This window comes from Acinetobacter pseudolwoffii (assembly GCF_002803605.1).
Taxonomy (GTDB): domain Bacteria; phylum Pseudomonadota; class Gammaproteobacteria; order Pseudomonadales; family Moraxellaceae; genus Acinetobacter; species Acinetobacter pseudolwoffii.
The window spans coordinates 1-21778 of the sequence record NZ_PHRG01000012.1 but is presented as its reverse complement, the minus strand read 5'-3'; the positions used below and the strand labels follow the sequence as shown (position 1 = coordinate 21778).

Genomic DNA, 21778 nt, shown 5'->3' with positions numbered 1-21778 from the left:
CAGGGTGGAGGTGAATTTCACGAATTTTTTTGGTGTTTTTTCAGTGCAATATGATAGAATAATTTGCATTAAGTTTCTGTATCTAAATAGCTTTAATGCGAAATGAAGATCAACAAAGCGTACAAATTTAGGCTTGAGCCTAATGCAGAGCAGGAGCTTGTTTTAAACAAGTTGCTTGGCTCTGCACGTTTTGTTTGGAATCAAATTTTAGCTGTATCATTTGAGATGCTTGCTAGAAATGAGCGAATCAACAAAGTTAATTTAGTCAATAAAATTCCTGAATTACGCAAAAAACCTGAATGTGCTTTTTTAGAAAACAGCTCGAATGGCGTTTCACTTCAACAAAAAGTCCGTGATCTTGGTGATGCTTGGGCTAAATTTTTTGATAAAAAAGAACAAGCCAAGTTAAAGCAAAAACCATTCAAAGCGAAGAAGCCAAAATTCTTTAAATTGACCGATGGCAGTGAAATTCAGCTTAGACCACTCATGCCAAGATTTAAAAAGAAATCTGATGGTTATGATTCAATCCGTATTGTTCAATTTGGCAGATATTGTTGGGTTAAAGGTAATCAGGTTAAGTTGCCTAATGACATTGGCGTTGTGAAATTCAGAAAATCACAAGATATTTTAGGCGAGATTAAGAACGTCACAATCTCAAAGCATGTTGGTAAGTGGTATATCTCTTTTGGTGTTGAAAACACAATAGACGCACCAATCCATCCATCGAAATCAGCGATTGGCATTGATTTAGGTGTTAAAAAGTTAATTACAGCGTCTAGTGGTCAGGTATTCGACCCGATCAATAGTTTTAAAGCCAATCAGGTAAAAATAGCCAAATTCCAACGCAAGTTGAGAAAGAAAACCAAGTTCAGCCAAAATTGGAAAAAGCTCAATTTAAAGATCAATAAACTGCACCATCATATTGCCAATATTCGGCATGACTACTTGCATAAAGTCACCACAACTCTCAGCAAAAAACACGCAATGATCGTAGTTGAGGACTTAAAGGTAGCCAATATGTCGAAATCAGCACAAGGCTCAATCTAGAAAAAAGGAAAGAATGTGAAAGCCAAGTCAGGCTTGAACAAGTCAATCCTAGATCAAGGTTGGTCAATGCTTGTTGGCATGTTGGGGTACAAACAGCAATGGCGAGGTGGTTTACTCGTTAAAATTGACCCTAGATATACAAGTCAGACTTGTAGCTCATGCGGTCACATTGCAAAGGAAAATAGGCTCACTCAGGCAAAGTTTGAGTGTGTTTCGTGTGGATATGTTGCGAATGCAGATATTAACGCTTCTCGCAACATTTTAGCGGTAGGACATACCGTTTTGTCTGTGGAGGGTCGATGCGGTAAAGGTCGCCCTGCGAAGCAGAAAGCAAGCGAAATCCGTGAGGAAGTCGCCTAAGAGCTTTTGCTTTTAGAATCCCCCACTTGAGGTAAAGCGAAAGTGGTGGGAGTATGTCAACAAGAATAGACCAATACCGCCGCAGAGCTGGGCAATAATTTCGAGCACAATTTCCCCAAGGTGTTTTTAGCATCAGCATACCGTCTGATCTAGGCGATGTCATTAACAACAATCCCAGGCATAGGCTTTGGTAGCAGGTATTTGGACCACACGCTGAGATCGAAGGCCCGATAGGACAGCAACAAAATACAATCCACACAAAAAATCACAAAATCTTCATCTTCGTTTTTTTAAGATGAGTTTGGTCAGCTTGATCTGACCCAGACAGAGAGAGATAGCGTTAAATTTTATCGCTCAATTTTTATTTTAAAAATGAAAGTAAACAGAGGTATGTGGTGCGTCAAGTAATTGAATATGTGGGAGCAGATCTGTCAAGGATCATTGAAATGGCCTGGGAAGATCGCACCCCATTTGAAGCCATCCAGCGTGAGTTTGGCTTGAATGAAACTGCAGTGATTCGCTTGATGCGGAAAAATATGAAAGCATCAAGTTTTAAAATGTGGCGTGAACGAGTCACCGGCCGAAAAACTAAACATCTGCAACTGCGTTCCCCCGATGTCATTCGGGCTTATTGTGCGCGGCAGTATAAACGTTTCTAAGCGCTTTGTTTTGAACGCCGTTTGGACTCACGTTTACATCGTTCAGAACAGTATCTGACTTCCTCCCAGCAGCGTTGCCATTTTTTGCGCCAAGTAAAAAGGCGCAAGCAGTGAATACAGGTTTTTTCAGGGAGATGCTGTTTTTTCATGGTTTATAACTCATCTATCTGGCTAAGAAGCTGTTGGGCATGGGTGGATTATTTGTTCCGCAACTTTAAGTTTATCCCGCTGCCGATAGAAATCACTAGCAAATCGTCCTCACGTGAACGCAAGTTCATTTATCTAGCTAAAATCTTACTCATTTTATAAGCCTTATTTTTAATGATTTCTTAACTCATAAACGATGTGAAAATTATGTGATTTTAATCAAAAAGATACAAATTATTATAGTTGTAATTCAGGCAGCCTGCGCCTAGTATCTTCCATGAAGTTACTCCATGTAAGCTTCCTTAGTTTTGTCCCATACACCCCTCTGTATGGGATTTTTTTTAATCCGGGGATTGTCATGAGCATGCATTCAAAAGCATATATTTTTAGACAGCAGCAATTGCTGGTGGATGATCATTTCCAGTTGCCGCAAGTGGAAAGACTGCAGCACGACCTGAACCTGTCGGAAAATGGCCAGGTCATTGCACGGGATCTAAAAGAAGATGAACCAGTACCCGAGGGTTATCAACTGATCCCGATTCGGCAACTGGTGCAGGTCTGGAGCAGGCCGCAGTTTGAACAGGCCAGCCGTGCCGTACAGTTACTGGAGTGGCGCCGTAATCACTGCTTTTGCAGCAAATGTGGCCATGCCACCCAGCAGCACGCCAGCCAGTATGCCATGGTCTGTCCATCTTGTGGCTATAACCAGTATCCCCGGGTGAATCCCTGCGTGATTACCATCATCACCCGGGGTATAGATGAAATTCTGCTGGCGAAAAATGCCCGCAATAAAACCCAGATGTACAGCCTGATTGCTGGATTTGTTGAAGTCGGCGAAACCTTGGAGGAGGCAGTACGCCGTGAGACGCAGGAAGAAGTCGGCCTGCAGATCAAGAATATTCAATATCTGGCCAGCCAGCCGTGGCCGTTTCCCAGCAACCTGATGATGGCCTTCAGGGCAGAGTATCACTCGGGTGAGATTCAGATTCAGGAAGATGAACTGAGCGACGCGCAATTTTTCAAGTTTGATCAGTTACCTGAGATTCCCTTCAAGGGCAGTATCGCTTATGCCATGATTCAGCATGTGATGCATGATACCCCTGTAGCAGATGACAGCAAAGAATGGCTTTAACCTAGAAAATAGCCTAGGGCTTTTCAGCAGCACGCCTGCTAGATCACATGATTTTGTCTTCACGCTTTGTTCACATCCACCTGGGTTATCTTAGTCCTGAAATCATTCAAGGCTTAAAAATGAATACTCTATTCAAGTCAGTTTTTGCGGTTACGGCACTGACCCTCATGAGCTTAAGCATGCTGACTCGAGCGGAAACGGTTGCGCCTCAGGCAGTCGATCAGGTGGATATCCAGCAGTATGCAGGCAAGTGGTATGAAATTTCGCATTTACCGATGTATTTTCAGCGTAAATGTGTATCGGATATCTCTGCACAATATGAGGTCAATGCCGATCAGACCATGAGTGTGTTAAATAGTTGTCGGATTGCCAATGGTGAGATGATTAGCTCTGAAGGAGTGGCTTATCCGCAAAATAAGGGCAACAGTAAACTCAAGGTCAGCTTTTTACCTCCAGGTTTAAGGTGGATCCCGTTTACTAAAGGTCATTACTGGGTATTACGCGTGGATCCAGAATATAAAGTGGCACTGGTCGGTGGACCAAGTAACAAATACCTGTGGATTTTGTCGCGTGAACCACAACTGGACGAAGCAACTTATCAGTCCTATCTGGAGACTGCGAGACACTATGGCTACGACATCACAAAGTTAATCAAATTACCGCATTAATCTGCTACCCTTTGGCCGAACTGCTTAGTCTCTTACAGTTCGGCTTTTTTTCACTTCACATAAAATTCATATCTGACTGATTAGACTCATCAAATGGAATAAAGACAGTTGCTCGAAATAGGATGAGTCCATGTTGAAAAGTCTGATGCGATGGATAGATAGCTGGTCTATATCGACACCAACCGAAACACTGACGGCTGAAAATAGCAAGATTCAGTGGGTCCGGATTTTACCCTTTATTCTGCTGCATCTGGCCTGTTTCGCTGTGTTCTGGGTCGGTGTGTCATGGTTTGCGCTTGGCTTTATGGTCGCGTTCTACTTGATCCGCATGTTTTCCATCACGGCTTTTTTTCATCGCTATCTGTCGCATAAAACTTTTCAGACCTCACGCCCGATACAGTTCCTGTTTGTATTGCTCGGCACCATGAGTGCGCAGCGTGGCCCGCTATGGTGGGCAGCTCATCACCGTTATCACCACCGCTATACCGATACCTTGCAAGACCCACATTCATCCACGCATGGTTTTTGGTATAGCCATGTCGGCTGGTTTCTGAATGAATATAATTTTGCTACGCGTAAAGAGGTGATCAAGGACTGGCTGAAATATCCAGAACTGATTTGGCTGGACCGTTTTAGTTTGATTGTGGTGTTGCTGACTGCGGGCGGGATTTATGCACTAGGCGAATGGCTGGCCATCACTTGGCCGCAACTCGGGACGTCCGGCCTGCAATTGCTGGTCTGGGGCTTTGTGGTTTCCACGGTGTTATTGATCCATGCGACCTTGTGCATCAATTCATTGGCGCATCATTATGGCAGCCGTGATTTTGAGACGGATGACCACAGCCGTAACAATTTATTTCTGTCACTCATCACCTTAGGCGAAGGCTGGCATAACAATCATCATTACTATGCTGGTAGTACCCGGCAGGGTTTTTACTGGTGGCAGATTGATGTGACCTATTACTTGCTGAAACTCATGTCCTGGCTGGGACTGGTCTGGGGCCTCAAGCCCATTCCGGCACGGATTTATGAAGCCAGTAAAATCGCTCAGGCTCGAAAACATAAAAAAGCTGCTACTGCCGACACTCACACGATTCAATCGAAGGAATCACCATGAAAATTGCAATTATTGGTTCAGGTATTTCCGGTCTGTACGCTGCCTGGAAACTCAGCAAAGTGCATGAAGTCACAGTCTTTGAAAAGAATAACTACTTTGGTGGTCATACCGATACCCATCAGCTGAATATCGAGGGTGAACAGGTTGCGGTGGATAGTGGCTTTATTGTGTTTAATGAGCATAACTATCCGCTGTTTTGCTCGATGCTAAAAGAACTAGGGATTCAATCGCAAAGCAGTGACATGGGCTTTTCGGTGAATAATCAGGTCAGTGGCTTACAGTACAATCCTTCAAAAAAATTCTCGCTGTTGTTCCGACCTCAAAACTTTCTTAATACTGATTTTCGCGCGATGTTGTCGGATCTGTTCCGTTTCTATGCAGCCAATAAAGATCTGGATGTGGAACAGGTCGATACACAGCTCAGTATTGATGATTATTTAAATCAACATGGTTATAGCGATGCCTTTCGTCAGGAACATCTCTATCCGATGTGTGGAGCGCTGTGGTCCTGTCCGGTGGAACAGGCTGGACAGATTCCCTATAAATTTGTGGTGAGCTTTTTCCAGCACCATCGCATGTTGCAACTGAAAGACCGGCCGTTATGGCTCACGGTGAAAGGTGGATCGGCTCGCTACGTTCGTGCGATTCAGTCCCAGACGAATATTATTTTCCGCAAAACGGGTGTGCTCCATGTATCCCGTAGTGCCAATGATGTACTGGTTGAAACAGCACAGGGCAGTGAGCGTTTTGACTGGGTGATCTTTGCCAGTCATGCTGACGACAGCCTGAAACTGCTTAAAGACCCGACAGCGCAGGAGCTGGACGTGCTGGGCAAGTTCCGCTATCAGGCTAACCGTATGGTGGTGCATTCAGATACCCGCATCATGCCCAAATCCAGACGTCAGTGGGCCAGCTGGCATGTGCATGTGACCCCGAGTCAGGCAGCTGAACAGACACCTTTCCAGCACAGTGGTATGCACTATGGTTTCAGTTACTGGATGAACCAGTTGCAAAACCTGCAATGCAAGACTCAGGTCTTTGCCACTCTGAATCCTAATTTCACCCTCGATCCGAAAAAAATCTGGGTAGAACGGCATTACCGACATCCGGTGTTTGATGCCTCCGCGATTGAAGCACAACAACGCTGGGCTGAAATCAATAGCCAGAACCGCACCTCATACTGTGGCGCTTACTGGGGCTGGGGCTTTCATGAAGATGGTGCCCGTAGCGCTGCATGGGTGGTCGATCAGCTCTTAAAACAGGCCGAGCAGGCCGCCTAGGAGGATATGATGCAAATGTATCCACTGGCGATTGCCTCTGCCGAAATCCGGCATCGCCGTTTCTTGCCCAAAGCGCATGCTTTTGAGACCCGGCTGAACTATCTATACTTTGATCCTGATCAGCTCTCAAGCTTTACTGAAAAATCCTGGCTCTGGTCTTGCAATCGCTGGAATTTCCTGACCCTGGATGAACGTGATTTTCTGACCATGGAATGTGGTTCGATTCGGCAGAAGGTCGCACGTCTGCTGATCAAGCGGGAAAATTATCTGCTAGCGCATGCTGCGTCCATCCGGGTTCTGGCCTTGCCACGTACACTCGGATTTCGCTTTAATTCTGTGGTGTTTTATCTGGTCTTTGATGCCACCGACCAGCTGATCTTTATCCTCAGCGAAATTACCAATACGCCATGGAATGAACGTCAGGTCTATATCCATGACTGCCGGAACAATGTGACCGAACATACGCCGTACCAGAGCCACCAGTTTGATTTCAAAAAGGCCTTTCATGTATCGCCCTTCATGCCGATGGCGCTGGATTACCGCTGGCGATTCAGCTTTTCCGATCAAAGCAATGTGATTCATATGCAGCTGTTCCAACAGGGAATATTGCAATTTGATGCCACCATGCAATTTTCGTTGCAAGCCATCACAGTTCCTTCACAACAGCATCGCTATGCTGTGCTGAAAGTTCTTGAGCCCTTCAGGATGGTCGGTGGAATTTATCTGCATGCCTTTCGCTTATGGAAGAAAAAAATTCCATTTTACCGGCATCCTCGCAAAGAAAAAGGAAACACCTTGTTATGAAAACACTGTTTATGGGAGAAGAAAGCACACTGCCGGTGGTACTGCGCCATCTACTGAAATTACGTCATGGTCAGCTGATTTTTAAAGGCGTCTGGAACGGGATTGTGGGAGAGAGCAGTGATCTGTATGCTGTGATTCAGGTGCATGATAGCCGCCTGATGGATCTACTGTTCCGCAATGGTGTACTCGGTGCTGCAGAAGGTTTCATTCGCGGCTACTGGAGCAGTGAAGATCTGGTCAATGTGATTCGCATTCTGGCGCGCAATCGCGATGTGTTGGACCGGATGAATCAGAACACCTTGGCGAAAGCCAGCCAATTCTTCCTAAAGACTTGGTACAAATCCCGCAAAAACTCGATTGATGGCAGCCGTAAGAATATTGCCGAGCATTATGACCTGAGCAATGACTTTTTCAAGCTGTTCCTGGATTCCAGCATGATGTATTCCAGCGCGGTATTTAAAGAGCCGGGCATGAGCCTGGAACAGGCCTCCGATTATAAAAAAGAACTGATTTGCCAGAAACTGCAGCTGCAACCAATGGATCATTTGGTCGAAATTGGCAGCGGTTGGGGTGGTTTTGCCATTTATGCCGCGCAGCATTATGGCTGTAAAGTCACCACCATTACCATCTCCCAAGCACAATATGATGAAGCGGTCGCGCGAATAGAGGCAGCAGGATTATCCCATCGCGTGGATGTCCAGCTGAAAGACTACCGTCTGTTGAAAGGCAAATACGATAAGCTGGTCTCGATAGAAATGATCGAGGCCGTGGGTGAGCAATACTTAGCGACCTATTTCAACAAATGCCGTGAATTGCTGAAACCGAATGGTCTGGCCCTGATTCAAGCCATCACCATTGAAGATGCCCGCTATGCCAAAGCCTTGAATACCGTGGACTACATCAAGCGTTACATTTTCCCGGGAAGTTTTATTCCCTGCATCAGTATCATGACCCAGTCCGCTTCCGAGCAAAAACTGCGTCTCAAGCATCTTGAAGATATCGGCCAAAGTTACGCCCAAACCTTGCACTGCTGGCGTCAGCGCTTCTTGGAACAACGTGAACAGGTACTGCAACTCGGCTTCGATGAGCGCTTTATCCGTATGTGGGATTTTTATCTATGCTATTGCGAGGGTGGTTTCCGCGAAGGCGTCATCAGTGATGTACATCTGCTGTTTGAAGCCAGTGCTTACTAGGCCACGATAAAACAGGAGGACTGATATGCTGCTGGATTTATTTTTGCTGAATGTCTTCATCATGCTGTGTAGCTGGGTACTGGTGACCTATAACCGCAGAGCGGGTCTGGTGGATGTGGCCTGGAGTTTCAGTATTGCGCTTAATGTCATCATTGCGGCTTGGGTCATGGAAACTGCACCGCTGCTGGTTCGGGTATTTCTGGGTGTATTTAGCGGCATCTGGTTTTTACGCTTAACCTGGCATCTGCTGCGCCGTTATGCCAATGAAACCCGGGAAGATACCCGCTATGCCAATATGCGCCGTGCCATGGGCAGTTATCAGCATCTCGGTTTTCTGGCCTTTTTTATGTTTCAGGCCGGGCTGGTGGCACTGTTTTCCTACCCGATGCTGGAATTGCTCAATATTCCGGTCCAGCAGTGGAATGACTGGACACAGGCTACAGTGCTGGTGGCAGGCATGATCATGCTGTTGGCGCTGATCGGGGAAAGCACAGCCGACCAGCAACTCTACCGTTTCAAACTGAATCCACAAAACCAAGGCAAAACCCTGGACCAAGGCTTATGGAAATATTCACGTCATCCGAATTATTTTTTTGAATGGTTGCACTGGTTTGCCTATCCGGTTCTCGGTCTGGCAGCAGGTGTGTATGGATTATGGGTTTATCCGCTGCTGATGTGGCTGTTTCTGTACTACATCACCGGAATTCCGTTTAGTGAACAACAGGCGCTGGCACATCGCGGCGACAACTATAAAGACTATCAACGACGAACTTCAATGTTTATTCCGTGGCCACCCAAAGAGTAGGTAAATACATGGACTTTATGATTCAAAAATCTTTAAAACTGATCGAAAGCGGCAAAGTGCCCGACCCGGTGATTCGCGCAGGCATTCGCACTTTAAGCAAAAAACGTTTGGCACAGGAAGGGCGCTTTGACCCGGCACTGGCGGCACAGCGTTATATGGATGTGCTGCATATGCTGAAAAACAGCGAAATTGCCATCGAGACCGACAAAGCCAATGAACAGCACTATGAACTGCCCACCGCATTTTTCCAGGCGGTGCTGGGCAAGCGGCTGAAGTACAGCGCCAGCCTGTTTGAACAGGCGCATACCACACTGGATCAGGCCGAAGAAGCAGCATTGGCCAGCTATTGTCAGCGTGCACAGTTACAGGATGGACAGGATATTCTGGAAATTGGTTGCGGCTGGGGCTCACTCAGTCTGTATATGGCCGAGCATTATCCCAAAGCCCACATCACTGTAGTGTCGAACTCCTCGACCCAGCGTCAGTATATTCAGGAACAGGCCCGTCTGAAAAAACTGGAAAACCTGACGGTGATCACCTGCGATGTCAATGTACTGCAACTGGAATCGGCTGCTTTCGACCGTGTGGTTTCGGTGGAAATGTTTGAGCATGTGCGCAACTACCAGAAACTGTTTGAAAATATCAGCAGCTGGCTCAAAGCTGATGGCTTGCTCTGGTGCCATATTTTCTGTCACCGTTTCCTGCATTATCCGTTTGAAGTCAAAAATGAATTTGACTGGATGTCGCAATATTTCTTTAGTGGCGGCCTGATGCCGGCAGCCTCAACTTTCCTGCATTTTCAGCAGCATTTGCAGCTGGAGCAGCACTGGCAATGGGCCGGTACCCAGTATGAACGCACGGCAAATGCCTGGCTGGAGAATATGGACCAAAAGCAGGCCGAGCTGCAGCCCCTGTTTCAGCAGACCTATGGCGCAGATGCGGCCATCTGGTGGCAACGCTGGCGGATTTTCTTTATGGCCTGTGCCGAATTGTTCGGTTATGAGCATGGACGCGAGTGGGTGATCGGCCACTTTCTGTTTAAAAAGAAAGCCGTATAATTGAACGATGAATCGAATGCGCCAGCGGGGAATTGATCAATGTTAAAGCTGTTTAGGGACAAACGCGATCATCCTCTCGGTGAGGTGTTTAACCGCTACTACTGGCTGCAAATCGGATTTATTGCCTTGTCGGTGGTGATCGGCATTGCCTGTAGTGCCTGGGTGATCAAAGGCTTTTTGCTGCGCACCGCTTTGGAACAGGAAATGTCACACTACTGGCAGCGGCTGGAACGCAATCCGGCCGCCGAACTTCCCGACACCAAAAACCTGTATGGTTATCGCTGGTATGATACCCTCCCTGTGCAGTTTCAGCACATGCAGTTCGAGCAAGGCGTAAATCGGCATTTTGTCGATGGTAAAGAGCGCATGACCGTCTACGGTGAAAAAGACAGGCAACATGTGCTGCTGGTCTTTGGCGAAAGTAACGTGAACAAGCTGGTCTGGCTGTTTGGTCTAGCACCACTAATGGTCAGCCTGTTCGTGCTGTATAGCGTATTGTGGTGGTGGAACCGTCGCGCCCGGCGTTATTTTTCTCCGATTACCCGGCTGGCCAATGCACTGGAACATATCGACTGGGAGCATCAGAAAAATCAGGCTTCGCCTTTTCAGGACATCCGTACTGACTCCAATCTGGAAGCAGAATATCTCAAGCAGGCACTGGAAAAATATCATCAGGTGCTCAGCAAGTTCATTCAGCGCGAACGTGAGTTTACCGGTGATGTCAGTCATGAACTGCGCACGCCATTGACGATTTTAAAAGGCAATGTGCAACTGTGTCAGGCACGCTATGGTGACAACAAATCCTTTACCCGCCTGCACAATACTATTGAAGACATGCAGCTGCTGGTCGATACCTTACTGGCTATCGCCCGAAATACCACCAACACCCTGACGGCCGAGCCCACTATGCTGTCAGAATGTCTGGAGAATCTGGTACAGGATCTGGACAGTGTCAGCCACAACAAAGGCATGCAGATCGACCTACAAAAAGACCTCGATGAGCAGCCACGTAAACTGTATCCATCGATGACCAAAATGGTCTTTGGCAATATTTTGCGCAATGCGCTGAATTATTCGCAAGGTACAGAAATTGATGTGATTCTACAGAAAAATACAGTATTGATCGCTGATAATGGAATCGGCATCTCTTTGCCAAATAATTCTAAAGTTCAGGAGCTGTCTGGCCAGCAGTTGCAACTGGAGATCAAAGGGCATGGTATTGGCCTGCAACTGGTACAGAAGTTGTGCAAACAGCTGGGCTGGCGGGTCGAACTCTTTGACCGGCAGTATTATCTCAGTACCCATCCAGAGATTGATCTGGCAATGACGACCGGTCTGATTGTGGTAGTGTATTTAAACTAAGTTTCAGCTTTGTACGTTTAGACTTAAGCTTCCAAAGCAATCTTTAAACCCACACCAGAAATGGTATGAATCAGTTTCTGCTCAAAAGGCTTGTCGACCATTTTACGTAAATTATAAATGTGACTGCGCAAGGCATCACTTTCCGGCTCTTCATCACCCCAGAGTTCCAGCATAATTTCCTGTTTGGTGAGGACTTTAGGTGAATGACGCATCAGCAGTTTCAGCAGTTTGAACTGAATCGGGGGCAGTTCAATCGTCTGTCCAGCCCGAGTCAGCTGCTGTCTTGCGGGATCCAGAATCAAATCATGAATTTGCAGGCGACTACTGGAAACTTCACCCAATGAGCGTTTGATTAAGGCTTTGACCCGAACCACCAACTCATTAAAATCAAAGGGCTTAACCAGATAATCATCCGTGCCGGAATTAAAGCCTTTGAGTTTGTCATCCAGAGTATCGCGCGCCGTCAACATCAGTACGGGTAAATCCAATCCTTCGTCATGACGCAGCCATTCACACAGTTCATAACCCGAACCATCAGGCAGATTAATGTCTAGAAGCAAAATATGATAGCGCTGCTGTTTCAGTAATTGGCGTGCAGCGTTCAGATTGCGGGCATGATCCACCACAAAATCATGTTCTTCCAGAAACTCGCATAAGGTAGAGGCTAGTTCATAATGGTCTTCGACCATCAGGATAAAATGTTTGGACATAACGGCAGAGACTAATTCAATAATTGCTGTTTTAATTTAGCACTAAATGGCTGCGATCCCAGCCAGATATTAAAATATTGTTGTGCTAGCGGATGCTGAAGATTGCCTAACACCTGCTGATTTAGCATCAAGGTCAGGGTCTGAGTCTCGGCTTGATAGCTTAAGCGATAGAGATCTCCCGGTTTTACCGGCTTATAAAGCTGGGTGATTCTATCTAATACTATTAAATGTTTAGACTCTCGCTCATTACGCTTCAGAAAATGGGTCGCTGCACGCTTGAAAGCCCATTCCGGAATATTTTTTGTATAAGAAAAATCAATCTGCATATTCTGGCCTTGCCAGGGTTTTGTACAGTTCTGAGCATAATAACGGGCGACGCCAACCTGTTTCTGAGCTACCAGAAGTGGACCACGACCACACTGATTCATATTTTGGGCATGTGCCCATGAACTGAAACTGCAGAGTATCAGTAGTCCAGTATTTAATCCTATTTTTTGAAAGGCAGTACCCATGAATAAGCTCCTCCGACATAAGGTAAAGAACGATACAGGCCATTTGCAGGATCCCAGAAATCCTGCTGAAAAATAATCTTATTGTCGCGGTTGACCTTGATTTCACTGATGCCATAAGAATCCATGCTTCGTGTTGCGCCAAACATTTTAAAATCATAGGCCATATGCCAGTGCACGTAGGCAGAGTCTTGATAATAGGAGGTATTTAATAGTTTGACATTCACGTTACTGACACGCTTGTTCATCCCTTGAAAATGTTGGAGTAGATTTTGACGTGATGAAAATTGGGATAAGGTATCGTTAATAAACAGCTGATCGGCATAGAGTGATCCGGCTCGTTCAATAAATGCAGGTGTACCTAAAGTATTAAAAGCTGAAGTAAAGCGAATGCCGATGTCTTGGGCTTTAGCCTGATCCAGCGCAGTTCCCTGAATTTGGTTTCTGGATTTTGCATAATCACCTGAATAGCTGGGAATACTTTTACATCCTGCTAAAACTAGTAGCGGTAAGGACAAGGTAGCTAGCAGTATTTTTTTGATATGTTTCATATTGGCTATCCGTATTAGGTCTATGCTAATACTTTAGGCCGAAAGTCGTGAACAGAATGTGAAGAGGATGAAAGGCTGTTAAATGAGCAGTAAACAGAAGCTCTTTAATGATGGAGTAACGTGTATATCCCCAGTCCTGTCTAAGCCTTTTTTGACATTCCCCAACTTTTCGCATAAAGCAGAAATTCATAATTTAAAGCCACGAGAATGCTTTGCATATTGAAGCTATTCCGGTCTTCGGGTAACTGTAATAGAAGTGGCAAACGTGTCACCCCATTTTCACCATTGGCAAAAGCATAATGGCGCACTTTAGCGTCAATCACCGGAATTAAATTCTTGGCTTCCAGATACACACTTTCCTGAGTGGCCTGCTTTTGCATGGCAATCATTCTGAGATAGCAATGATCGCGAACCTCAGTCAGATTCTTTTTGAGTTCATTGATCTTTAATTCATGATTTTCAGGTTTTTTAAACAGCCGTTTAAGAAAACCTCGATTTTCGGTATTTTGTATTTCACGTTCTAACTGGCGTATTTGCTGCTGGATCTGGCGAGTTTGTTCAAGCGCGTCATTCAGAAGCTCTCTAATTTCCTGGGTGGGTGCTGAAACGGCCCGCACCTGTTGCTGATAGTGAAACTCATCATGAAAAATCACAAAGATTTGGGTGCGACGTTGTTCCAGTAATTTTAAATAGGCAATTAAGCGATATTTGAACAGACGCGCATGCGGATTAAACTGCAGCATCGGTTGCTGCGATAAAATTTCCAGCTGATGCAGAAACTCATTGATTAATCTTAAAATATTCAAATAGCAATATTCTAGTTCATCAGTATGCTGCACACTGTTTTTCAAGCCTTTGAGAAAAGGTTCGAGAATATTTAAGGATAAATCTTTCTCCAAAATTTCCAGATGTTCTTTCACCAGATGATCGATGGCAAAACTTTGGATATTTAAAATTTCTTTTAAACTTGGGATGAGATTCTGCTGATTATATTGATGCAGCGATTCAACCAGTTCCACAATATGTGGATTCATTTTACGTTGAATACCAATAATTCGTGTCATCAGCTGTTTAAAATTTTCAACATAATCTGCTTGATCCAATTGTTCCGGGTCAAGCACCAAACCACTAATATAGAACCGATCTTCTTTACCAAAGCTTTCTTCAGTTAAAAAGCGACGAATGGAATAGGCAGATACTAAACTGTCATAAGAACTGTTCAGGACAAAGTAATATTGAAAGGTTTCAATAATTTCAAAGTCACGAACCTGTTGCTGCGGAATAAAATAATCCTGAAAAATCGCCAGTTCCTGTTCGGCATATTCGCTCGGCAAAATATGGGCAAACCAGCTGCCCAGAATTTCACTTTTCATGAAGACTTCAAAGATAAACGTTCGGACTTGTTCAAGATCCAAATGCCGGTGATTGGCAGAAATAGAAAAATCTAACTCTCGAATGATCAATGCAGCATCGTAGAGAAAAGCTTTTTTGATCAGTTGTTGTGCCTGAATATCGGCGGGATTGTCCAGATCGATTTGATTAATTTCACGGACAATGCTTTCCAGGTAGTCTGCAACCTGAAAGTCACTTTGATAGCCTTGCAGAAAGCTGAAAGTGCTATTGATGCGCTGTGCAAGTTGCACGAGTTCAGGATTTTGCGTATTGAGCTGCAGATCTTTCAGGCGGGTATGGCCGGTAAACTCAAAGGCTTTGGTCAGGTAGTTCCACGAGATATTCTTGGGTTTTAGGTACTGATCTTCTATTTTTTGATGTAGCGCTTGCGGTGTTGCAGAGAGGATCGACAGCAGTTGTTGTTGCCAATGCTTATCAAGAATAGGATCAATTTGTTTTAATTGTACCCGCAGCTGATAAGGAATGTATGTTTGCATGGGAATCCAAATCCATTTGTAGTGAATTCAATCTTTTAAGGAAGTAAAATAATGTGATTTATATCACAAAAACAAAGATTTTTTAGCCTTTCTCCATGAAAAAATGATAACAGGGTATTTTTTATTCGATAAAAGATCATCAGGCATCTTTAGCAGTCCAAATAATGGGAGCCAGCAATTTCAATTTTACGGCCACCGATTTCTGCTTATTTTAATGATGCTGTTATTGGGAGGAATAAGCAGTTCATGTCAGTTTTTTATGATATAAGTATCATAAATCAACACTTAGGATTGAGCTATTGAGACAGGTTTTACTGGCGCCTCGTTTAAATCTGCGCAGCTTGATTTTACTTTTAACGATTCTAAGTGTGACCTGTCTGTTTGTCTTTGCTTTATTTTTTGTCAACTATACGGTGAAAGAGCGCCTGATCGATAATTCTCTGGCCTTGAATGCGGAATATTCATCCAGAATTGCTGCGCATACCAATTACCAGTTTGAAGAAATCTTAAAAAATTTAAGCTTTAGTGCGAAGTTACTCGGTAAAGACTTTACTAATACAAGCTTGAGAAACACGGAAGCGGCACGTCTCAAAAGCCAATCCGGTAATTTCAACAGTGTTTTTCTGGCTGACCGAGAAGGACGCATCATTTCATTTTTCCCGACCACTTTAAATATTGATGCTAAACAGATTTATACAACCCACGGTATTACCGAGTCGATCAAGCGCAAGCAAACTTATATTTCTTCGCCGTACTGGTCTTCAACCAAAAAATTGATCGTGATTATTTCTGAACCGATCTTCGATGCCCAGGGGCAGTACTTGGGCTTTGTCGCTGGTACGATTTATCTGCAGAGCAAGAATCTGGTCAGTGAAATGCTGGCCTCCAAATATGGCTACAAGAAAAATTATACCTATGTCATGGATGACCAAAATCAGATCATTTTTCATGCCGATACTCGGCAAATTGGCCAGGAAGTCCAGGCGGGTGATGGATTAACCACGATGCTGCCGCAGCAGGATGGCAGTTTCCGTCTGATGAACAGTAAAGGCATAGATAGTCTGGTCGGTTTCTCGCATATTCCCAGCGTGAACTGGGTTGTAGTATCACAGCAGCCGATTGAGGAGCTATTTGCTCAAGCCAACAGTATTATTATCAAGGTATCCATCGGGATTAGCCTATTCTATTTATTCATTTTCTTTGTGGTCTGGCGTTTATCGGGCTTGATTGCACTGCCTTTAAACCATTTGGCGAAAATGGCCAGTATGCTCAGTCGGCAGGATGTTCAGGATAAAATCAACGAAATTAAACCTTCGTATTTTGAAGTCAATCAATTCAAAAATTCTCTGATGCTGAGCTGTCAAAATTTCAATGAAAAAATTGATGAGCTGAATCAATCAGTGAATACTGATCCCCTAACTGGTTTATACAATCGCCGTGGAATGAACCTGTTTATCGAAGAGTTTGTGCGTATGCGTACCGATTTTGCTGTGCTGGCGGCAGATATCGACTTCTTTAAAAAGGTGAATGATACCTATGGTCATGACAAAGGCGATATTGTCTTACAAAGGCTAGCGAATGTGATGCAATATCATTTCCGAGACAATGATGTCTGCTGCCGTTCGGGAGGAGAGGAGTTTATTATTTTAATGGCTGCTTCAGATCCCATAAAAGTTTTTCAGGCAGCGGAGCGGTTACGAAAAGCAGTTGAAATTACGGAAATGGGAGAAATTGGTATAGTGACCATTTCTATTGGGATTGCTTACTGGCCGCATAGTTCTGAGGATGTCGAGGAAGTGCTGAGAATGGCAGATCAAAAACTGTATCAGGCCAAGCGTGAAGGACGCAACTGTACGCGCTAGCTTCTAGGCATCTATTGATTAAAACTGTTCAGTGTGAAATTTCAATACGCCGTATCGCTGATCTGCTGTCAACAAGTTTGATCTATTTAAACATAGATTATTCTCATCGGCCTAATGATATAATTATCATGTAAATATTCAGCTAACACAAAACTTTGAACCACATTATTTTAATAAGACCATTTGCGAATCTCGCGGGGGAAATGTATGCCTAAATCATCTCGTGACTTATTTACACCGGATGTATTCGACCTCAAATCGTTTATTTCTCCCTATATGATGGTCATTCCTCCAACGCTCTTTGCCTTGGTGATCTGGTGGACCGATCAAAGTTTTGGTTTTCTGTTTGCTCATACCGTAGCGGAACTGGTTTCAATCATTATTGCGCTCACAGCGCTGATTGTGACCGTGGTGTCACGGCATTTTACTAAAAATTATTTTGTTGTTTTGATTGCCATCGCGATTGGCTGGTGTGGATTTATTGACCTGTTCCACACCCTGCTATATAAAGGCATGCACATTCTTCCGGTGGACAGTGCCAATCAGGCCACTCAATTATGGATTGGTGCCCGGTTATTGCAGGCCTTTGCCATGCTCGCCGCGCCATTCATGCTGACACGCGTGATCAAAGCTGCCCCCTTGAACCTGTTTTTTGGTCTGTTCAGTGTCGGGATTGTGACTGCAGTCATGTTGGGTTTCTTTCCAACCGCCTTTGTTGATGGGCAAGGCCTGACCCCTTTTAAAATCTATAGTGAATATCTGATTATTGCGGTTCTGGCAATTGCGCTAGTACTGGTGTGGCAGCGCCGTGAATATTTATCAGCCCAACTGGCGTTTGGTGTCAGTCTTTCCATGCTGACCATGATGGCTTCTGAATTTGCCTTTACCCAATATGTGTCCGTATATGTGTCCGTATATGCCGATGCCAATCTGCTGGGGCATATTCTGAAAGTTTATTCATACTGGTTTATTTATATGGCGCTGGTTGAATCGACCATTAAAGAGCCTTTTAGCATGTTGTCCAAGGCTGCAAGCACTTATGACACCATTCCTGATCCAACCTATATTGTCACTTCTAGCCAAATGATTCAGCAGGTCAACTTAGCGGCCGCCCAGCTGCACGGCATTGCAGCGACACAATTGAGCGGACGCTCTGTGCATGAACTGGTGCATGATCCTCGGGTAAAGGCCGAAGATTGCCCGGTGTGCTCCCGATTGCAACAGGCACCGCAAGAGTTTTTAATCCAGATGACCTTGCCGGATCACAAAACGGTCGAGTGTCATGTGGCACCTTTTGCAGAACGCCTGGGTAAAAAAACCGTCTGGGTCATGGTGGTACACGATATTACCGATCGCCAGTTTTTGCTGCAGGATCTGCAGAAACGTGTAAAAGAAGTGCGATGTCTGAATCAGATCAATCAACTCTGCAATAATACCCATACCGGCATGAGCGAGCTGTTGCACAAAGTGATGCAGACAATCCCTTCCGGCTTCTCTTCTCCGGAGCGGGTTAAGCTGCAGATTGATAGTGACTGGGGTGTTTTTGGCACAGCCCCTCCGGCTCAGATGCCTTTTTTGCAATCAGTCTTTGCCAATGAGACTCAGCAATTCGGCACCTTAAGCATCTGGTATGATCCGGCAGCGGATGCCCCGACTTTTCTAGATGAAGAGCAGAGTTTAATCGATCATATCACCGGTCAGATTACCGATGTATATACCCGGATACAGTCACAAAGGCGTGTAGCACGGTTGACTTATCTCTATCAGCTGCTCATTGAAACCAACCGGGTGATTGCGCATAGCCAGAATCGGCAAGATTTGCTAACCGAGTTGCAGCAGGTGCTGTTGAATCTGGGTAGTTTTGCTAAAATTTTAATTGCAATCAAAGCAGAGGATCGAGCTGACAGTCCATTGATGATTCAGTTCCATCATAATATTAGCGCAAATATTATGCCCACTTTACGCACTCTCTTACAGCAAGATGAAAATACTCCATTGCATCAGGTGAAAAATACCAGTCCAGAGGTAGATGTCTATGCCTATTCCTTGATCAATGACGCGGACGAGAATGTTTCACCAGAATACCAGGCATGGAGACAGTACTTAAAACAGGAAAAGATAAGTCAGGCAGCATTAATCCCGTTGTTGCTTGATGGACATTTCTGGGGGCTAGTGGGGGTGTATACTACAAGGCAAGGAGAATTTGATGAGGAGCAAATTCTACTGTTGCAAAATCTTTCTAGGGACATTTCTTCTGCGTTGGAGCGTTTTTCAGCGGAGCAACAGCGTAAAACTGCCGAGACCTATTCTCAGCAGATGGAACAACGTTTCCAACAGGTATTTTTGCAGTCTCCCGTGCCAATGCATATTATTTCCGTACAGGATGAACGAATTCTTGCGGTTAATTTGGCCTATGAAAAATGGCTGGGATATAGTCTGGAAGATTTTCAAAATCGGGAAGCCTGGCTGGAAAAAGTGGCGCCTAATCCAGAGCAAAGACAGTTTATGCAGCAGAACTGGGAAGAGGCATTGCAACTGGCAAAAAACGGTAAACAGGTGCAATTTCCTGAAATTACTCTGTTAGCTAAAGATGGTAGTCAGCGTATTGCTCAGCGAACACTGGCGATTGTCGGCAATGATGTGATTCTGGCTTGGAATGATCTGACCACCATCCGCAAAACTGAACAGGCATTACGAGACAGTGAACAGCGTTTCCGGGGTATGGTGGAACAAACCGTGGTCGGGATGTATGTGCTGCGCGACAATCACTATCTGTATGTCAACCCGAGTTATGCCAATATGCTGGGCAGGTCTGCTGCAGCACTCATTGGACATAATATTCTGGAATTTAGCACCATGGCCGCAGACACACCGGCACTGATTAACCAAGAGCAGGATCAGGCTGCAGAATATTCGAGCCTATCCTGTGTGGTTCCGTTCCGACATCAAAATGGCCAGATCCGGGAATTTGCCCTGCATAGCCGTCGCATCACTTGGGATGATGGCTTGCCAGCCTCGATTGTGATGGCACAGGACATTACCGAGCAAAAGCAGGCACAGGACCAGATTGCCCGACAGCTTGAGCAGTTGGAAGCAACCATGTATGGCACCTTACAAGCTGTGTCCATAATGGTGGAATTACGCGATCCTTATACCGCGGGACATGAACGCCGTGTAGGCTTGATTGCCAGTGCCATTGCCAAAGAAATGGGCTGGGATGAAAAACGTTGTCTGCAAATGGAAGAAATTGGATTGGTACATGACATTGGTAAAATTTCAATTCCTTCAGAAATTCTGACCAAACCTACTCGTCTGACCTATCTGGAAATGGAAATGATGAAAGGTCATGCGCAGGCTGGTTATGAAATTCTCAAGGATGTTCCTTTCAATATTCCAATTGCTGAAATCATTGGTCAGCATCACGAACGCATGGATGGGACAGGTTATCCTAAAGGATTAAAAGGTGATGAGATTCATCCTGAGGCGCGTATTCTGACGGTGGCCGATGTGATCGAGTCAATGGCTACACATCGCCCATACCGTCCTGCTTTAGGCATAGAGGTTGCGCTTGCAGAAATCTTAAAAGGACGTGGAACGATTTATGATGTAGAAGTATGTGATGCAGCAGTACGTTTAATTAGGGAAAAGGGATACGTCTTGCCAAGTTAAACAGTCTTGATCATCAGGTGAATAGCAGCCAAAAAGCTATTCACTTATTTTTTAGTTAAGTAGTATTCCGGATAAATTTGATATTGTTTAATGCTTTAAATTGAAGCGCTAACATGCTTATGTTATCTATAACTGAATAGAAAGTTCGTATTTGGAGCATTATCGATGTCATACCAGAATATTTTAGTACCAGTTGATGGTTCAAAAATTTCATTCTCCGCGGTAAAACATGCGGTCGAAATTGCTCAGGTATTCGATAGCAGATTGACCTTCATCAGTCTGGTTTCTGAAGATCCATTTACAGATGCAGATTTCTATTATTATTATGTCTCTGCTCCAATGAAAGAACACTTTATTCAAGCTTATGCGAATGCAGAAGAGGTATTAAAACAAGCAAGTGAAATTGCATATGCAGCGGGCGTTCAAGTTGAAACTAAAGTCCTAAAAAGTGTAGTGTTTGAAGAAAGTATTGTGAAAACTGCCAAACAGATACAGGCTGATCTCATTGTGATGGGATCGCATGGTCGCAGAGGTTTTAAAAAATGGAGACTCGGAAGTGTGGCCACAGCTGTACTTCGCTCAACCGAATTACCAGTGATGATCATAAAATATTAGGGTGTGTTGACACTTTTAGCTGGCTTTGTTGCACAAAGCTATTCTTGAGGGCTTCTTTAGCAATATAATTTCCAGATGAAGAAGCCTGCACCTAAAACTTACCGTACAACCAATTGGTCCTCGTATAACCAAGCTTTAATCAAGCGAGGAAATATTTCAATCTGGTTTGATCCTAAGACCCAATGGTATGCACAACCACAAGGCAAGCACGGACGAAATCAAACTTATTCCGATACAGCGATTCAATGCTGTTTAATGATCAAATCTCTATTCCGTCTTTCTTTACGTATGGTCACTGGCTTTGCTCAAAGCCTGATTAAACTCTGTGGCTGAGCAGCCCC

At 44.7% G+C, this 21778-nt stretch carries 18 protein-coding genes and 2 pseudogenes; 15 read left to right on the top strand and 5 right to left on the bottom strand.

Features of this window, described 5'->3' with window-relative positions:
- The first annotated feature begins 102 nt into the window (after positions 1–102).
- Positions 103–1407: pseudogene (locus CWI32_RS13690) on the top strand (RNA-guided endonuclease InsQ/TnpB family protein).
- A gap of 407 nt (positions 1408–1814) precedes the next feature.
- Positions 1815–2066, top strand: a complete 252-nt coding sequence (locus CWI32_RS13685; protein WP_373683532.1) for a TIGR03643 family protein — start codon at positions 1815–1817, stop codon at positions 2064–2066.
- Here CWI32_RS13685 and CWI32_RS13680 read toward each other — a convergent pair.
- On the bottom strand, positions 2063–2215 hold the full coding sequence (locus CWI32_RS13680; RefSeq protein WP_100535555.1) for a DUF2256 domain-containing protein: 153 nt from the start codon (positions 2213–2215) through the stop codon (positions 2063–2065). The genes CWI32_RS13685 and CWI32_RS13680 overlap by 4 nt on opposite strands.
- 356 nt (positions 2216–2571) lie before the next feature.
- Here CWI32_RS13680 and nudC point away from each other — a divergent pair, with 356 nt between their 5' ends.
- The 9 genes from nudC (at position 2572) to CWI32_RS13635 (ending at position 11632) form a co-directional block, all read left to right on the top strand.
- The gene (nudC, locus tag CWI32_RS13675) at positions 2572–3345 is read left to right on the top strand and encodes an NAD(+) diphosphatase (protein ID WP_100535554.1); all 774 of its coding nucleotides are present in this window, start codon (positions 2572–2574) and stop codon (positions 3343–3345) included.
- A 119-nt stretch (positions 3346–3464) separates the two neighbouring features.
- Positions 3465–4013, top strand: a complete 549-nt coding sequence (locus CWI32_RS13670) for a lipocalin family protein (RefSeq protein ID WP_100535594.1) — start codon at positions 3465–3467, stop codon at positions 4011–4013.
- 130 nt (positions 4014–4143) lie between these two features.
- Positions 4144–5130 carry an acyl-CoA desaturase gene (locus CWI32_RS13665; protein ID WP_071852181.1) on the top strand — a complete coding sequence of 329 codons (987 nt, stop codon included), beginning with the start codon at positions 4144–4146 and terminating at the stop codon, positions 5128–5130.
- The gene (locus tag CWI32_RS13660) at positions 5127–6410 is read left to right on the top strand and encodes an NAD(P)/FAD-dependent oxidoreductase (RefSeq protein WP_100535553.1); all 1284 of its coding nucleotides are present in this window, start codon (positions 5127–5129) and stop codon (positions 6408–6410) included. Before CWI32_RS13665 ends, CWI32_RS13660 begins: the two co-directional genes overlap by 4 nt.
- A 9-nt stretch (positions 6411–6419) precedes the next feature.
- Entirely contained in the window at positions 6420–7214 is a 795-nt protein-coding gene (locus CWI32_RS13655) for a DUF1365 domain-containing protein (protein ID WP_100535552.1), read from the top strand.
- Positions 7211–8407: an SAM-dependent methyltransferase gene (locus tag CWI32_RS13650; protein ID WP_100535551.1), complete on the top strand. Its 1197-nt coding sequence runs from the start codon at positions 7211–7213 to the stop codon at positions 8405–8407. Before CWI32_RS13655 ends, CWI32_RS13650 begins: the two co-directional genes overlap by 4 nt.
- Positions 8408–8432: 25 nt before the next feature.
- Positions 8433–9212, top strand: coding sequence for a DUF1295 domain-containing protein (locus CWI32_RS13645; protein WP_100535550.1), 780 nt, complete (start codon positions 8433–8435; stop codon positions 9210–9212).
- Between the two features lie 8 nt (positions 9213–9220).
- Positions 9221–10270 carry an SAM-dependent methyltransferase gene (locus CWI32_RS13640; protein ID WP_100535549.1) on the top strand — a complete coding sequence of 350 codons (1050 nt, stop codon included), beginning with the start codon at positions 9221–9223 and terminating at the stop codon, positions 10268–10270.
- 39 nt (positions 10271–10309) lie between these two features.
- The gene (locus CWI32_RS13635; protein WP_100535548.1) at positions 10310–11632 is read left to right on the top strand and encodes a sensor histidine kinase; all 1323 of its coding nucleotides are present in this window, start codon (positions 10310–10312) and stop codon (positions 11630–11632) included.
- Positions 11633–11655: 23 nt separating this feature from the next.
- Here the strand turns inward: CWI32_RS13635 and CWI32_RS13630 are convergent, their stop codons facing one another.
- From CWI32_RS13630 to CWI32_RS13615, 4 genes are all read right to left on the bottom strand, one after another.
- The gene (locus CWI32_RS13630) at positions 11656–12342 is read right to left on the bottom strand and encodes a response regulator transcription factor (protein WP_071852188.1); all 687 of its coding nucleotides are present in this window, start codon (positions 12340–12342) and stop codon (positions 11656–11658) included.
- 11 nt (positions 12343–12353) lie between these two features.
- On the bottom strand, positions 12354–12854 hold the full coding sequence (locus CWI32_RS13625) for a chalcone isomerase family protein (protein ID WP_100535547.1): 501 nt from the start codon (positions 12852–12854) through the stop codon (positions 12354–12356).
- On the bottom strand, positions 12830–13402 hold the full coding sequence (locus tag CWI32_RS13620) for a nuclear transport factor 2-like protein (RefSeq protein ID WP_100535546.1): 573 nt from the start codon (positions 13400–13402) through the stop codon (positions 12830–12832). The genes CWI32_RS13625 and CWI32_RS13620 overlap by 25 nt, the downstream gene beginning before the upstream one ends.
- Before the next feature lie 140 nt (positions 13403–13542).
- Complete coding sequence (locus CWI32_RS13615) at positions 13543–15291, bottom strand: hypothetical protein (RefSeq protein ID WP_100535545.1); 1749 nt, start codon at positions 15289–15291, stop codon at positions 13543–13545.
- A 299-nt stretch (positions 15292–15590) separates the two neighbouring features.
- On the opposite strand from CWI32_RS13615, the gene CWI32_RS13610 reads away from it, so the two are divergent.
- From CWI32_RS13610 to CWI32_RS13595, 4 genes and pseudogenes are all read left to right on the top strand, one after another.
- Positions 15591–17153, top strand: coding sequence for a sensor domain-containing diguanylate cyclase (locus CWI32_RS13610; protein WP_074382669.1), 1563 nt, complete (start codon positions 15591–15593; stop codon positions 17151–17153).
- 207 nt (positions 17154–17360) lie between these two features.
- Positions 17361–20822, top strand: a complete 3462-nt coding sequence (locus CWI32_RS13605; protein ID WP_100535544.1) for an MASE3 domain-containing protein — start codon at positions 17361–17363, stop codon at positions 20820–20822.
- Positions 20823–20987: 165 nt separating this feature from the next.
- Positions 20988–21437: a universal stress protein gene (locus CWI32_RS13600; RefSeq protein ID WP_074382667.1), complete on the top strand. Its 450-nt coding sequence runs from the start codon at positions 20988–20990 to the stop codon at positions 21435–21437.
- Positions 21438–21512: 75 nt separating this feature from the next.
- Positions 21513–21767, top strand: a pseudogene (locus CWI32_RS13595) (transposase); the annotation flags it as partial.
- Positions 21768–21778: the final 11 nt, after the last annotated feature.